This window comes from Pseudomonas sp. GM80 (assembly GCF_000282515.1).
GTDB lineage: Bacteria > Pseudomonadota > Gammaproteobacteria > Pseudomonadales > Pseudomonadaceae > Aquipseudomonas.
Genome location: NZ_AKJD01000163.1, coordinates 1 through 15,576 on the forward strand (window position 1 = coordinate 1; position 15,576 = coordinate 15,576).

Below are 15,576 nucleotides of genomic sequence, written 5' to 3' on the forward strand. Positions count from 1 at the left end.
CGGCAGCTCCTACAGGGGGGTAGTGTCTGCTAGTTAAAAAGGCTTGTCGAAGGTGATTTTCGGCTCTTTCCACGGGCCTTTGACGGTGTATTTGACACTGGCGAAACGAGCCACGCGGTCACCGATCAGCTTGTCGATCAGGAACAGCGCACCGCCGACCGCCGGCGCGCCAACGAGCAGCGCAGCGATCGGCAGATTATTGGTCACCGGCAGCGTCACCAACAGCTTGGCGTCGACTTGCTCGGCCACCAGATCCAGCTTGCCGTTGAGTTCCAGATTACTCGACGGCCCGGTCAGGCGAATCGGTTCCTTCGTATCGTAAACACCGTTGGTTGCCACCAGCAGCCCTTTGACCCGGTCATAGCTCAGGCCTTTGCCAAACAAATCGGAGAAGTCCAGGCGCAGGCGGCGGCCGATGGAGTTGAAGTTGAGCAAACCGAACACCCGCAGCGCCTGGGCTCCGCCCTCCACTTCAACAAACTGGCCCTTGTTCAAAGAGGCATCCAGCGTACCGGAGAAGCGCTTGGTCGCCAGCCAGGCCGGCGAGCCTGGCCAGCGACCATCGACGTCCATGTGGAATTCTTCGCTGGTCACGCTCGGCGCGAAGCCCCAGCCCTTGAGCACATCGGCGAGGTTCTTGCCGCCGATCCGGCCCTTGAACCAGCTGTTGGTCGAACCCGGCGCGCCTTCCCAGCCGCCGTTGCCTTGCAAAAGGATGCCTTTGAGGCCCATGTCGAGGCTGTTCAAGGCGATGCCTTTAGGCGTCGGTCGCACCTTGAGCGACCAGCCACCGACCAGATCCTGGCCCTGGAACAGTTGATTGATGGTGAGATCCAGCGCCGGGATTTTCGTCGGATCAACCGACACCAATGGATCAGGTGCGTTTTCATCGGCCTGCACCGTCGGGTCCGGCGCCGGCAATTTCACGTACTGCAGGCTCACCACAATCGGCACACCTTTGGCATCCGGCAGACTGGCCGCGCCTTTGGCCTGCTGGCTGTCGAGGGCCAGCGCCCAGGTGCCGGGCTTGCGGTTCAATTGCACGGAAGCCTGATCCAGCGTAGTGCCGAACGCCGTCAACTTGCCAACCTTGAAATCGGCGCTGCTGAGCAACTGTTTGGCACTGCCGCCGGGATCCTGTCCGGCGTACTTGCTGACCAGATCCTGCCACGGCGCGACGTCCAGTTCCGAGAGCACGCCACGAATACGCAGCCCCTTGGCTCCCGGAAGTACGGCCTCACCGGAACCGAGGAACAACTCACCGCGACCGTCGGCAAAACTGGTGGGCGGCGCGGCGAAGGTGAAATTGGCCAGTTGATCGTAATTGACCCAATATCGACGTTCCTGCCCCTGCAGGGTCATGCGGAACACAGTGTCGCGGCCGACATCGGCGGCCATGCCAAACGGTGCAGGCAGATCCACCGCCACGCCTTTCATGCTGGAACTGACCAACAATTGGCTGTCCGCACCGTCAAGGTTCAGTTGCAACTGATAAGGAATCGTCCCGGTCACCGGCAACGGTTGCGTCACGCCCAGCCAGTCGGTGAGTTTCTTCACCTCGACTTGCCCCGACGCGGCGACCCGGGTTTTCAGCTTGCCGGGGCTGCCGTCGGCAAAAATCTGCGCCGTCACCGGTTTGTCGAACGCCCGCGCGGCGATGTTCTGACCGCTGAGGCCTTTGGCGCTGTCAAAGCGGAAATCCCCCTTGAGCTGAGTCAGTTCCAGCTTCGGCTCGGCCAGTTTCAGGCGGGCATTGGCGGTTTTGAAGTCGACGAGAATTTTCGGCTGATCGCCTTTGGCCAGGGGAACATCGAGCTTCAGTTTGCCTTGCAGATCACCTGAGCCCTCCCAGCCAGCAAACGTTTCACCCGTACCGATTGGCGCGTCCTGCAAGATCTTCAAACCATCGCCCAAACCTCCGGCAAACGCGCCATCGAGGAGCAAATGCGTGTTCTGCCCGGACGGCACATGGGGAATATTGACGAAGACATCGCTGACCTGAGTGTCGAGCAACTGGCCCTTGCTGGCCCAGATGCGCACTCCGCTGTCCTCGATGAAGACATCGCCGCTGACCTTGCTCACGTGCGGCCAGCCCGGCTGGAACGCCAGTTCGGCGTCATGCACCTTAAAGAACAGGCTGATGCTGCGGTCGGCCTCGCCGGCGTTTTTGCTCAACGAACCTTGATACTGGAAGAAGCCCTGATCGACTGCGCCTTTGAGAATCGCGGTACGCAGCCACTCATCGAGCGCCGGGCTCAGCACCTCAGGCAGGTACTTGGCGGTGTAGCGACCGTCGCCATCGACCAGCCCGACCCGCAGGTCCATGTAGTCTTCCTGGCTGTGATCGAAATGCAGGCGAATCAGGAAGTCGCCAGCGATCTTGCCCTCTTCGCCCAGCACCTTCAGGTACGGCGCAATCAGGGTGAAACCGTCTTTATCGAGCTTCCAGGTCAAGCGTGCATTGGCTTGCAGGTATTGCCATGGCTTGGCGAAAATCGGATCGAGGTGCAGGACGAAATCCTTGCTGTCCATGCGCAACTCGCCGCCGTCGAGGTTGCCACTCAGGCTACCGCTGACATTTCGCGCTGCCGGAGCGCCGTGATAAGCATCGAAACCGACTTGATCAAGATTGGCGGCAAAGCCGAACTTGTTGCCGTCAGTGGCGGCAGGGCGGAAATCCAGCAGCACATTGCGCAGCCCGCCGGTGACATTCAAATGGTCGACCGCCGTGGCGAAGCCTTGCGGCAACGGCCCCAATGCATTGAGCAGCGGCGTGATGGGCGTCAGGTCGAGGCGGTCCGCCTGCAGGTGCCAGAGCTCTTCAACCTTATCGGTGGCGCGGGTCTGTTGTAGCTGTACACGCGACTCCCAACGGGTTTCGCCAAAATTCATCGCCAGCGAATCGAGCGTGATCTTCGCGCCAGCGTCACTGTTCTGGTAATACGCATTAAGCGCCAGATTGTTGATCTGGATCGGCTTGCGCTCGCCATAAGCACCGCTCAGTTGCGGCGCGTTCAGGCGTACAACGGCACTTTGCAGCGTGCCCTTGGCCCAATCGACCCAGACTTCACCACCGGCCTTGATCTCGGAAAAATTCCATTGCTGGGTCAGGCGCTCGGGCAACCATTTCGCCCAATCGCTTTGCGGCAGGCTGGCATAGCCCTCAACCGTGCTGTCCTGCCACTGCTCCGGACGAAGGCGCGTGCGCAGGTTGATCGCGACAGGTTGACCGTCCGGCAAGGTCAAACGGGCATCGAGGCGCTGGCGACTGGCACCGGTTTTCAGATTGAGGCCGACATAAGTGAGGGTCATCGGCGCGTGATCCAGCGGCTGCAAGGTCACCTGACTGTCGAGCACCGAGAGCTGCTGAATCATTTGCGAACGGTTGAACAACTGCTGCGCATCCAGCGGCTGATCGTTCTGCACCGGCAGACCTTCCAGCGCCCAACTGCCGTCCTCGGCTTCCTTGAGGCTGATTTTCAGGCCATTGAGTTCCAGATGGGCGATGCGCACCTCGCGCGCCAACAGGCTGGCCCAAAGATCCGGCACGGCGCGCACCTGATCCAGACGCAAGGCATTGGCGCCGCTGCCGACCATTACGTCATGCGCCAGCAGGATCGGCGCGAAACCGCTCCAGCTACCTTCCAGTTCGCCAATCTGCAAGGGCATGCCGAGGGCGGCACTGGCCTTGTCTTCGATATCGGTGCGGTATTCGGCGACCAGCGGGGTCAGTTCGCGGCCGAGACTGACGTAAAGCGCCATCAACACCAGAACCAACGCGCACAGGCCCAGCCCCCAACGGGTGAGTGCGGCCAAAATGCGTGTCAGACGTTCCATGTCAGTTGGCTCCCATGGCAAAAAAACTGCGAAAAGCTGAGGCCAGCCGCGGTGAAAAAATGGTGATGCAGGGGTTCAGAGCAACACCACGTCATATTGTTCCTGGGAATACATGGTTTCCACCTGGAAGCGTATGGTGCGGCCGATAAACCCTTCAAGCTCGGCCACGTTACCGGATTCTTCATCGAGCAGACGATCCACCACTTTCTGGTTCGCCAGCACGCGATAACCCTCGGCCTGATAGGCGCGGGCTTCGCGAAGGATCTCGCGGAAAATCTCGTAACAGATGGTTTCCGGGGTTTTCAGTTTGCCGCGGCCCTGACAACTGCTGCACGGTTCGCACAGCACTTGTTCAAGACTTTCGCGAGTGCGCTTGCGGGTCATCTGTACCAGGCCCAACTCGGTAATGCCGATGATGTTGGTCTTGGCGTGGTCGCGCTCCAGCTGTTTTTCCAGAGTGCGCAGCACCTGGCGCTGGTGCTCTTCGTCTTCCATGTCGATGAAGTCGATGATGATGATGCCGCCGAGATTGCGCAGACGCATCTGGCGGGCAATCGCCGTGGCCGCTTCGAGATTGGTCTTGAAGATGGTTTCTTCAAGATTGCGATGACCGACGAACGCCCCGGTGTTGACGTCGATGGTGGTCATCGCTTCGGCCGGATCGATCACCAGGTAGCCGCCGGATTTCAGCGGAACCTTGCGTTCGAGGGCTTTCTGAATTTCGTCTTCGACACCGTAAAGATCGAAGATCGGTCGCTCGCCCGGGTAATGTTCCAGACGATCGGCGATTTCCGGCATCAATTCGGCCACAAACTGCGTGGTTTTCTGGAAGGTTTCCCGCGAGTCGATACGGATTTTCTCGATTTTCGGGCTGACCAGGTCGCGCAGCGTGCGCAGTGCCAGGCCGAGGTCTTCGTAAATGACGCTCGGCGCACCGATGGTTTTGATCTGTTCGTTGATCTGATCCCACAGGCGCCGCAGGTAGCGGATGTCCATGAGGATTTCATCAGCGCCTGCCCCTTCCGCAGCGGTGCGCAGAATGAAACCACCGGCTTCCTTGATACCTTCTTTGGCCACGCAATCGCTGACCACCTGCTTGAGGCGTTCGCGCTCGGCTTCGTCTTCGATCTTCAGGGAAATGCCGACGTGGGCGGTGCGCGGCATGTACACCAGATAGCGCGACGGAATCGACAACTGCGTGGTCAACCGCGCGCCTTTGGAACCGATCGGGTCTTTGGTGACTTGCACCACCAGACTCTGGCCTTCGTGTACCAGCGCACTGATGCTTTCGACCGCGGGGCCTTCACGCAGGGAGATTTCCGAGGCATGAATGAACGCCGCCCGATCCAGGCCGATATCAACGAACGCTGCCTGCATCCCCGGCAGAACCCGGACGATCTTGCCTTTATAGATGTTGCCGACGATCCCGCGTTTTTGTGTGCGCTCGACGTGCACTTCTTGCAACACACCGTTTTCGACCACCGCCACGCGCGACTCCATCGGCGTGATGTTGATCAGAATCTCTTCACTCATGGCAGGATCTCGTTCAGGCATGTTCACGATAATGGCCGCATCTGGTTTCGTACGACGCTCATTGCGCGTTCAGGTTTTGCCAACAGGGTATGCCGAAATGGCCCAACAGTTCTGCGGTTTCGCAAACAGGTAGCCCGACCACTGCCGAATAGCTGCCGTTGAGCCCCGCGACAAACACGCCACCGAGGCCTTGAATGCCATAACCGCCGGCCTTGTCCCGGGGTTCGCCGCTGGCCCAGTAGGCCGCCGCTTCTTCACGGCTGATCGGTCGAAATCGCACGCGACTGACTACCACACGCGACTCGCAGCGCTCACCTTCGAGCACGGCGATGGCGGTCAGCACTTCGTGCTCCTTGCCGGACAACATCATCAGCATGGCGCATGCATCGGCTTCGTCCACCGGTTTGCCAAGTATTTTGCCGTCGAGCACCACTGCCGTGTCGGCACCCAGCACGCAGTACGGTTGAGCGGACACGAGCGTGCGGCGGCCGGCGCAGGCCTTGCCACGCGCGAGGCGTTCGACATAGGCCGACGGCGATTCTTCGGGAAGTGGGGTTTCGTCGATGTCCGCACTGATGGCGGAGAACGCGACGCCTATCTGCGTGAGCAATTCACGGCGTCGCGGTGATCCGGAGGCGAGGTAAAGCGGCTTCATCAAAACATCTCCCTGTTCAGTGCCCTGCTTCACCGGCTCAATTGATTTTGTAGCGGCGGCGCAATCCACGCAAAGCGAAGCTGACCCACGGCCAGAGCAAGGCACTGACCAGTGCCGGAAGCACCAGCGCCAGGGTCGGCTGGCGGTTGCCGGTCAGGGCGCTGAGCCACAATTGCACCAGTTGCGCGAGGCCGAAGATCACCAGGATCACCAGGCACTGTTGCCACATCGGGAACATCCGCAGACGTTGCTGCAACGACAGCACAAGGAAGGTGATCAGCGTCAGGATCAAAGCGTTCTGGCCGAGCAGTGTGCCGTACAGCACGTCTTCGGCCAGGCCCAGACAAAATGCCGTAACCATGCCGACTGTGTGCGGCATGTACAGCGCCCAGAACGTCAGAAGCAAGGCCAGCCACAGCGGGCGCAGGATTTCCATGAACTGCGGTAACGGCGAAACGCTGAGCAGCAGGCCAATGGCGAATGTCAGCCAGACCATCCAGCCGTTACGCGAGGCAGTCGCTCCGACCATTATTCTTGTCTCCCGGTAGTGGCAGGCGCAGTGACCGGAGGTTTCGCCGCCGGCCGTGCAGCGGGCTGCGACGCCGGTGGTTTACTGGCCGCCGGGGTCGTTGCCGGAGGTTTTGCTGCGGCGGGCGGTTTGCTTGCCGGTTTGGCAGGCGCCGCGCTTGCGGCCGTGGCCGGGGCAGCCGCGGCTGGCGTTGCAGCAGGCGTTGCAGCCGCAGGCGGGCTCACGGTTTTCGGCACGGTGGCCGGAATGATCGGGCCGCCGCCGAAGGCATCGAGATTTTCCTGCGCCTGCGCGGCATCGTTGGCGCGCTCTTCGGCGGTGCGGGTGTCGCTGAACACCAGCAGCAGGTAGCGGCTGCGGTTGAGTGCGGCAGTCGGCACGGCGCGAACGATGGCGAAAGGCTGACCGGAATCGTGGATCACTTCCTTCACGGTCGCCACCGGGTAACCGGCCGGGAAGCGCTGGCCGAGACCGGAACTGACCAACAGATCGCCTTCCTTGATATCCGCCGTGTCGGCGACGTGACGCAGTTCCAGGCGTTCCGGGTTACCGGTGCCGCTGGCAATCGCGCGCAGACCGTTACGGTTCACCTGCACAGGAATACTGTGAGTGGTGTCGGTCAACAGCAATACACGTGAGGTATAAGGCATCAACTCGACCACCTGGCCCATCAGACCGCGTGCATCGAGCACCGGTTGACCGAGCACCACGCCATCACGCTCACCTTTATTGATGATGATGCGATGGGTGAAAGGGTTGGGGTCCATGCCGATCAACTCGGCCACTTCGACCTTTTCGTTGACCAGTGCGGAAGAATTGAGCAACTCGCGCAGCCGAACGTTCTGCTCGGTGAGGGCGGCAAGCTTTTGCATGCGACCCTGCAGCAGCAGGTTTTCGGTCTTGAGTTTTTCGTTTTCGGCGACAAGCTCGGTGCGGCTGCCGAACTGGCTGGCAATCCCTTCCCACAAACGTCCGGGCAGGTCAGTGATCCAGTAGGCATCCATCAGCACCAGCGACGCTTGTTTGCGCGCAGGCTTGAGCAGATCAAAGCGGGCATCGACCACCATCAGCGCGACCGACAGCACGGCCAGCACCAACAGGCGCACGCCCAACGAAGGGCCTTTGGCGAAAAGCGGTTTAATAAGCCGCCCCTCCCAGGCAAATGTTCTGTTTATTCATACGGCATCAAACCGGCCTGGATGAAGACTGACAGAAGATAAACGCCAACAGGCAGCACTGCAAAGTGCTGCCTGCGCGCTCACCCACGTATTGCAATCGGCGACTTATTCGCTCGAGAGCAGGTCCATGGTGTGTTTATCCATCATTTCCAATGCACGGCCACCGCCGCGAGCCACACAGGTCAGCGGATCTTCGGCAACGATCACCGGCAGACCGGTTTCCTGGGCCAGCAACTTGTCGAGGTCACGCAGCAGCGCGCCACCACCGGTCAGCACCAGGCCACGCTCGGCGATGTCGGAAGCCAGTTCCGGCGGCGATTGCTCCAGCGCACTTTTCACAGCCTGAACGATGGTTGCCAGGGACTCTTGCAGAGCTTCCAGCACTTCGTTGGAGTTCAGGGTGAATGCGCGTGGAACGCCTTCGGCCAGGTTGCGACCGCGAACGTCGACTTCGCGAACTTCGCCGCCCGGGTAGGCCGTGCCGATTTCCTGCTTGATGCGCTCGGCGGTGGATTCACCGATCAGGCTGCCGTAGTTACGACGCACGTAGGTGATGATCGCTTCGTCGAAGCGGTCGCCGCCAACACGCACGGATTCGGCGTAAACCACACCGTTCAGCGAGATCAGCGCAATTTCAGTGGTACCACCACCGATATCCACGACCATCGAGCCGCGTGCTTCTTCTACCGGCAGGCCGGCACCGATCGCAGCCGCCATTGGCTCTTCGATCAGGAACACTTCACGCGCACCGGCACCAAGGGCCGATTCACGGATGGCACGACGCTCAACCTGAGTGGATTTGCATGGAACGCAGATCAGCACACGAGGGCTAGGCTGCAGAAAGCTGTTTTCGTGAACCTTGTTAATAAAGTATTGCAGCATCTTTTCGCAGACGCTGAAGTCGGCGATCACGCCGTCCTTCATCGGACGAATGGCAGCAATGTTGCCCGGCGTACGGCCGAGCATGCGCTTGGCCTCGGTGCCGACAGCAACGACACTTTTCTGATTACCGTGTGTCCGAATGGCCACAACCGATGGCTCATTCAGGACGATACCGCGCTCGCGCACGTAAATAAGGGTGTTGGCAGTGCCCAGGTCAATGGAAAGATCGCTGGAAAACATGCCACGCAGTTTCTTGAACATGGGAAAGGGACCCTAGGCAACGCGTGGGTAAAAAAGTGCGGCAAACTCTAACAACGACAGGGATTTTGGGCAAGGCGCCAATATGTTAAATTGGCCGCTTTTCTGTGCACCAAGCCCCACAATCGCGGCCTTATGACCGTAGAAGTGCGGTAGTGTTCCGACAATCTAACACACGGACGCCGTCCGTTCTGTTTTCCACAGGAGAATCCCGATGGCGCTAGAACGCTCCGACGTGGAAAAAATCGCTCATCTGGCCTGCCTTGGCCTCAATGATGCCGATCTTCCACACATTACTTCCGCTCTCAACAGCATTCTCGGTCTGGTCGACGAAATGCAGGCTGTTAATACCGACGGAATCGAGCCTCTGGCCCACCCGCTGGAAGCCAGTCAGCGCCTGCGCGCCGACATCGTGACCGAGAGCAATCACCGCGAGGCCTACCAGTCCATCGCACCAGCGGTCGAAAACGGCCTGTATCTGGTTCCGAAAGTCATCGACTAAAGGGAAAGAGCCTGCAATGCATCAAATGACTCTGGCCGAGATCGCCCGCGGTCTCGCCGATAAAAAGTTTTCCTCCGAAGAGCTGACCAAAGTCCTGCTGGCGCGTATCACCCAGCTCGATCCGCAGCTCAACAGTTTCATCAGCCTCACCGAAGCGCTGGCCCTCGAGCAGGCGAAAGCCGCCGATGCACGCCGCGCCAACGGTGAGAGCGGCGCCCTGCTCGGCGCGCCGATCGCTCACAAAGACCTGTTCTGCACCCAGGGCATTCGCACCAGCTGCGGCTCGAAGATGCTCGACAACTTCAAAGCCCCATACGACGCTACCGTGGTCGCGAAACTGGCCGCTGCCGGCGCCGTGACCCTGGGCAAGACCAACATGGACGAATTCGCCATGGGTTCGGCCAACGAGTCGAGCTGGTACGGCGCGGTGAAAAACCCGTGGAACCTGGAACACGTACCGGGCGGTTCGTCCGGCGGTTCGGCGGCGGCAGTTGCCGCGCGTCTGTTGCCAGCGGCGACGGCCACCGACACTGGCGGCTCGATTCGTCAGCCGGCGGCCTTCACCAACCTCACCGGTCTGAAACCGACCTACGGTCGTGTTTCGCGCTGGGGCATGATCGCTTACGCCTCCAGCCTCGATCAGGGCGGCCCGTTGGCGCGCACGGCCGAAGACTGCGCAATTTTGTTGCAAGGTATGGCTGGCTTCGATCAGAACGACTCGACCAGCATCGACGAGCCAGTGCCGGATTACTCCGCAAGCCTGGGCGATTCGCTGCAAGGCCTGCGCATCGGCGTGCCGAAGGAATACTTCAGCGCCGGTCTCGACCCGCGCATCGCCGAGCTGATCCAGAACAGCATTAAAGAGCTGCAGAAGCTCGGTGCCGTGATCAAGGAAATCAGCCTGCCGAACATGCAGCACGCGATTCCGGCGTACTACGTGATCGCCCCGGCAGAAGCCTCTTCCAACCTGTCGCGTTTCGACGGCGTGCGTTTCGGCCATCGCTGCGAGCAACCGAAAGACCTGATCGACCTGTACAAGCGCTCCCGCGGCGAAGGTTTCGGCCCGGAAGTGCAGCGCCGGATCATGGTCGGCGCGTACGCGCTGTCCGCCGGTTACTACGACGCCTACTACCTGAAAGCGCAGAAGATCCGTCGTCTGGTGAAAAACGACTTCATGGCTGCCTTTAATGAAGTCGACGTCATCCTCGGCCCAACCACGCCGAACCCGGCCTGGAAGCTTGGCGCCAAGAACAGCGACCCGGTCGCTGCTTATCTGGAAGACGTCTACACCATCACCGCCAACCTCGCGGGCCTGCCGGGCCTGTCGATGCCGGCCGGTTTTGTCGACGGTCTGCCGGTTGGCGTGCAGCTGCTCGCGCCGTATTTCCAGGAAGGTCGCCTGTTGAACGTTGCCCACCAGTATCAGCTCAACACTGACTGGCACACCCGCACCCCAACCGGCTTCTGAGGAGACACACATGCAATGGGAAGTCGTGATCGGGCTGGAGATTCACACTCAGCTCACCACCCGGTCGAAAATCTTTTCCGGTAGTTCCACCACATTCGGTTCCGAGCCGAACACTCAGGCCAGCCTGATCGATCTGGGCATGCCTGGCGTGTTGCCGGTGCTGAACCAGGAAGCGGTGCGCATGGCGGTGATGTTCGGTCTGGCGATTGACGCCGAGATCGGTCAGCACAACGTGTTCGCCCGTAAAAACTACTTCTATCCGGACTTGCCGAAGGGCTACCAGATCAGCCAGATGGAATTGCCGATCGTTGGCAAGGGCCACCTGGACATCGCCTTGGAAGACGGCACGGTCAAACGTGTCGGCATCACCCGCGCGCACCTGGAAGAAGACGCCGGCAAGAGCCTGCACGAAGAATTCAACGGTGCCACCGGCATCGACCTGAACCGTGCCGGCACGCCGCTGCTGGAAATCGTTTCCGAGCCGGACATGCGCAGCGCCAAGGAAGCCGTGGCTTACGTCAAGGCGATCCACGCGCTGGTACGTTATCTGGGCATCTGCGACGGCAACATGGCCGAAGGCTCGCTGCGTTGCGACTGCAACGTGTCGATCCGTCCGAAAGGCCAGGTTGAATTCGGCACGCGCTGCGAGATCAAGAACGTCAACTCGTTCCGCTTCATCGAGAAGGCGATCAACTCCGAGATCCAGCGTCAGATCGAGCTGATCGAAGACGGCGGCAAAGTGATCCAGCAGACCCGTCTGTACGATCCGAACAAGGACGAAACCCGTCCGATGCGTTCGAAAGAGGAAGCCAACGACTACCGTTACTTCCCCGATCCGGACCTGTTGCCGGTGGTCATCGAAGAGTCGTTCCTCGGCGAAGTGCGCGCCACCCTGCCGGAACTGCCTCCGCAGAAACGCGAGCGTTTCCAGGAGCAATTCGGTCTGTCGGTCTACGACGCCAGCGTGCTGGCCACCAGCCGCGAACAAGCCGATTACTTCGAGAAAGTCGCAAGCATCGGCGGCGACGCCAAACTGGCGGCGAACTGGGTGATGGTCGAGTTGGGCAGCCTGCTCAACAAGCAAGGCCTGGACATCGACGAGTCGCCGGTGTCGGCGGAACTGTTGGGCGGCATGCTGCTGCGCATCAAGGACAACACGATCTCCGGCAAAATCGCCAAGGTTGTGTTTGAAGCGATGGCCAACGGTGAAGGCAGTGCGGACGAAATCATCGAAAAACGCGGCCTGAAGCAGGTGACCGACAGCGGCGCAATCTCGGCCGTGCTCGACGAAATGCTCGCGGCCAACGCCGAGCAAGTTGAACAGTATCGTGCGGCTGATGAAGCCAAACGCGGCAAGATGTTCGGCTTCTTCGTGGGTCAGGCGATGAAAGCGTCGAAAGGCAAAGCCAACCCGCAGCAAGTGAACGAACTGCTGAAAAGCAAGCTCGAAGGCTGATGCAAATGGAGCCAGATCTTAAGCCTGGCTCCACCCCCTGTGGGAATAATCCTCTTTGGCTGGAGGGGTTTTGTGGTGAGGGGATTTATCCCCGATGGGCTGCGCAGCAGTCCCAATTCTTGTGTATTCGGAATCTGGGGGCGCTGCGCGCCCCATCGGGGATAAATCCCCTCGCCACAAGAGCTCATCTCCATACAGGGTTGTTTCCACATTTGTTTTGTGGAGCCTTTGAATGAAACGTCTGCTCGGCGCCTGCGCCCTGCTCTCTTTGCTGGCCGGCTGCGCCAGCACCGACATCATCGACCCGCACGGTTACGACCAGACCGGCGTCGCCTCCTATTACGGTGCCAAGCACCACGGTAAACGCACCGCCAGTGGCGAGGCGTTCAACCAGAATTCCCTGACCGCCGCCCACCGCCAGCTACCCTTCGGCACGCGGGTGAAGGTCACCAACCTGAAAAACGACGAATCCGTGGTGGTCCGTATCAACGACCGCGGCCCGCATACGCGCGGACGCTTGATTGATGTTTCACGCGAAGCCGCCAAACAACTCGGTATGTTCAGCAGCGGCACCGCGCGAGTACGCGTGCAGGCCCTCGACGACTGATGGAGCACTGACCATTTTCGGACTGACCGATTTGCCGCTGATCAGCGTGATCGAACTGCTCGCCGGGTTGTGCCTGCTGATCTTCGGTGCCGAATTGATGGTGCGCGCAGCGGTGCGTCTGGCCGAACGTCTGCATGTGCGACCACTGATCATCGGTCTGACAATTGTTGCCCTCGGCAGCAGCGCGCCGCAGATGGCGGTCAGCGTGCAAGCGGCGCTGGCGCATAACCCCGACATCGCGGTCGGCAGTGTGGTCGGCAGCAGCATCTTCAACATCCTTGTGACCCTTGGCCTGTCGGCCCTGATCATTCCATTGCGTGTCTCGCGGCAACTGGTGCGCCTCGACATTCCGCTGATGATCGGCGCCAGTCTGCTGGTGTTTGTATTGGCGTGGAACGAAGAGATCGGACGCTTCGACGGCATTCTGCTGCTGGCCGCTCTGGCGCTGTATCTGGGCTTGCTGTTGCGTCAGTCACGCCACTCGACGCGACCGCATTCCGCGCAACCCGACGCGGCACAAACCTCATGGCTTGCCAGCGTTTTCATGATCATCGTCGGCCTCGCCATGCTGGTGTTCGCCGGGCATTTGCTGCTCGGCGCTGCGGTTGTCGTGGCGACGGACCTGGGCTTCTCCGAACGGGTAATCGGCCTGACCGTGGTCGCCGTCGGCACGTCGCTGCCGGAACTGGCGACCTCGCTGATCGCGGCATTGCGCGGGCAACGCGACATCGCCGTGGGCAATGTGATCGGCGCCAACCTGTTCAACCTGCTCGGCGTACTCGGCCTCACGGCTTTGATCGCGCCGACGCCATTGTCGGTGTCGCCCAACGCGCTGGATTTCGACCTGCCGGTAATGCTCGGTGTCGCCGCACTGTGCCTGCCGGTGTTCTATTCGGGCTACCGCGTGACCCGTGCCGAAGGTTTGCTGCTGCTCGGTTTGTATCTGGTTTACGGGCTGCACGTGGTGTCATTCACCACCGGCATGCCACTGGCCGGCAAGCTGGAGCGCTTGATGCTGTTTTATGTTCTGCCGCCGCTGTTGGCGTATCTGTTGTTCACGTCCATCCGCGCCTGGCGCCGCCAACACCACAAGAGTGATAAGCCATGACCGAATCGAAGAAGTCCGGGGTAGATGTGCGCCGCCAGGTAATGGGCGATGCGTTTGTTGATCGCGCGCTGGGCAACGCCACCGAGTTCACCCAGCCGTTGCAGGATTTCGTCAATGAACACGCGTGGGGCGGTGTGTGGAACCGTGAAGGTTTGCCACTGAAGACGCGCAGCCTGATCACCCTCGCCGCGCTGACGGCGTTGAAATGCCCGCAAGAGTTGAAGGGCCATGTGCGTGGCGCGCTGAACAACGGCTGCACGGTGGACGAGATTCGCGAGGCGCTGCTGCATTGCGCAGTGTATGCCGGCGTGCCGGCGGCGATTGATGCGTTTCGCGCGGCGCAGGAAGTGATCGACAGCTACGAGAAGAGCTGAAAGATCGCAGCCTTCGGCAGCTCCTACAGGGGGACGTATGCCATGTAGGAGCTGCCGCAGGCTGCGATCTTTTGACCTTGCCCTTTAGATCCACCCACCCCACTGCAAAACAAAGATCCCGACATTGGTGGTAATCGCCGCCATCAACGTGGTCATCACGATAATCGCCGCCGCCAGCTCATGATTGCCCTGCGCCGCCCGGGCCATGACGAAACTTGCCGCCGCCGTCGGGCTACCGAAATACAGAAACAGAATCCCCAACTCCGCCCCACGAAAGCCCCACAACCACGCCCCCAGCGTCGCCAGCACTGGCAAACCAACCATCTTCACCAGGCTCGAACTCAGCGCCATGTTGCCGCTCTTGCGCAGCGCCGCCAGCGATAGCGTGCCGCCGATGCAAATCAGCGCCAGCGGCAAGGTGGTTTGCGCCAGATACTGCCCTGAGGTCTCCAGCCACCCCGGCAAACTGATTTTGAAATAGGCAAACGGCGCCGCCGCAATCACGCTGATGATCAGCGGATTGCTGAACACACTTTTGCAGATGCTCCACGGATCGGACTTGATCACCGGGCTGTACACCGCCAGCACAATCGTCGACAGCGTGTTGTAGAACAGGATCACCAGCGCCGCGAGAATCGCCCCGAGGGAAATCCCGTAATCGCCGTACATGCTCGCCGCCAGTGCCAGACCGATCACGCCGTTGTTACCGCGAAACGCACCTTGGGTGTAGATGCCGCGATCTTCACGCGGGCATTTGAAGATCGCCCAGCCCCAGGCCAGAGCAAAGCTCACCAGCGTGGCCAGGGAAAAGTAGATCAGCAGGGACGGCTGCAACGCGGCGTGCAGATCAGCGTGCAGAATGCCGAGGAACAGCAGCGCCGGCATGGTCACGTTGAACACCAGCGAGGAGGCGGTGTGGATGAAGTTGTCGTTGATCCAGTTGATGCGCTTGAGCAGCACACCGAGAAACAGCATGGCAAACACCGGCGCGGTGATGTTCAGGGTTTCGAGGAAAATTGCCAGCATGCCGGGGAGCCTTGGGTGAGCGTCGTTAGGGGGCTAATGATAAGCCACTTTCACCCTGATCGTTCCCACGCTCTGCGTGGGAACGCCTCCTGTGACGCTCCGCGTCACGCTATTGGGACGCAGAGCGTCCCGGGCTGCATTCCCACGCGGAGCGTGGGAACGA

Annotated in this window: 13 protein-coding genes; 6 read left to right on the top strand and 7 right to left on the bottom strand. The window is 60.5% G+C overall.

Annotated features, from left to right (window positions below):
* Positions 1-33: 33 nt before the first annotated feature.
* The 6 genes from PMI37_RS22715 to mreB all read right to left on the bottom strand — a co-directional run bounded on the left by PMI37_RS22715 (position 34) and on the right by mreB (position 8,875).
* A complete protein-coding gene (locus PMI37_RS22715) occupies positions 34-3,837 on the bottom strand; it encodes a YhdP family protein (protein ID WP_008085405.1) in 3,804 nt (1,267 codons plus the stop codon).
* A 75-nt stretch (positions 3,838-3,912) separates the two neighbouring features.
* The gene (gene rng, locus PMI37_RS22720; RefSeq protein ID WP_008085406.1) at positions 3,913-5,370 is read right to left on the bottom strand and encodes a ribonuclease G; all 1,458 of its coding nucleotides are present in this window, start codon (positions 5,368-5,370) and stop codon (positions 3,913-3,915) included.
* A 58-nt stretch (positions 5,371-5,428) separates the two neighbouring features.
* Positions 5,429-6,025, bottom strand: a complete 597-nt coding sequence (locus tag PMI37_RS22725; RefSeq protein WP_008085407.1) for a Maf family protein — start codon at positions 6,023-6,025, stop codon at positions 5,429-5,431.
* A gap of 37 nt (positions 6,026-6,062) precedes the next feature.
* Positions 6,063-6,554 carry a rod shape-determining protein MreD gene (gene mreD, locus PMI37_RS22730; protein ID WP_008085408.1) on the bottom strand — a complete coding sequence of 164 codons (492 nt, stop codon included), beginning with the start codon at positions 6,552-6,554 and terminating at the stop codon, positions 6,063-6,065.
* Positions 6,554-7,696 carry a rod shape-determining protein MreC gene (mreC, locus tag PMI37_RS22735; protein WP_081500531.1) on the bottom strand — a complete coding sequence of 381 codons (1,143 nt, stop codon included), beginning with the start codon at positions 7,694-7,696 and terminating at the stop codon, positions 6,554-6,556. The genes mreD and mreC overlap by 1 nt, the downstream gene beginning before the upstream one ends.
* 141 nt (positions 7,697-7,837) lie before the next feature.
* A complete protein-coding gene (gene mreB / locus PMI37_RS22740; RefSeq protein ID WP_002555108.1) occupies positions 7,838-8,875 on the bottom strand; it encodes a rod shape-determining protein MreB in 1,038 nt (345 codons plus the stop codon).
* Between the two features lie 211 nt (positions 8,876-9,086).
* Between mreB and gatC the strand changes: the two genes are divergently transcribed.
* The 6 genes from gatC (at position 9,087) to PMI37_RS22770 (ending at position 14,387) form a co-directional block, all read left to right on the top strand.
* Positions 9,087-9,374, top strand: coding sequence for an Asp-tRNA(Asn)/Glu-tRNA(Gln) amidotransferase subunit GatC (gatC, locus tag PMI37_RS22745; RefSeq protein WP_008085410.1), 288 nt, complete (start codon positions 9,087-9,089; stop codon positions 9,372-9,374).
* A gap of 16 nt (positions 9,375-9,390) precedes the next feature.
* Positions 9,391-10,842, top strand: coding sequence for an Asp-tRNA(Asn)/Glu-tRNA(Gln) amidotransferase subunit GatA (gene gatA, locus PMI37_RS22750; RefSeq protein WP_008085411.1), 1,452 nt, complete (start codon positions 9,391-9,393; stop codon positions 10,840-10,842).
* 10 nt (positions 10,843-10,852) lie between these two features.
* Positions 10,853-12,298, top strand: a complete 1,446-nt coding sequence (gene gatB, locus PMI37_RS22755; RefSeq protein WP_008085412.1) for an Asp-tRNA(Asn)/Glu-tRNA(Gln) amidotransferase subunit GatB — start codon at positions 10,853-10,855, stop codon at positions 12,296-12,298.
* 232 nt (positions 12,299-12,530) lie between these two features.
* Complete coding sequence (locus PMI37_RS22760) at positions 12,531-12,905, top strand: septal ring lytic transglycosylase RlpA family protein (RefSeq protein ID WP_008085414.1); 375 nt, start codon at positions 12,531-12,533, stop codon at positions 12,903-12,905.
* Between the two features lie 46 nt (positions 12,906-12,951).
* On the top strand, positions 12,952-14,013 hold the full coding sequence (locus tag PMI37_RS22765; protein WP_045123244.1) for a calcium/sodium antiporter: 1,062 nt from the start codon (positions 12,952-12,954) through the stop codon (positions 14,011-14,013).
* A complete protein-coding gene (locus PMI37_RS22770; RefSeq protein WP_008085417.1) occupies positions 14,010-14,387 on the top strand; it encodes a carboxymuconolactone decarboxylase family protein in 378 nt (125 codons plus the stop codon). Before PMI37_RS22765 ends, PMI37_RS22770 begins: the two co-directional genes overlap by 4 nt.
* 84 nt (positions 14,388-14,471) lie before the next feature.
* Here PMI37_RS22770 and PMI37_RS22775 read toward each other — a convergent pair whose 3' ends face one another.
* Positions 14,472-15,413 carry an AEC family transporter gene (locus tag PMI37_RS22775; protein ID WP_008085419.1) on the bottom strand — a complete coding sequence of 314 codons (942 nt, stop codon included), beginning with the start codon at positions 15,411-15,413 and terminating at the stop codon, positions 14,472-14,474.
* Positions 15,414-15,576: the final 163 nt, after the last annotated feature.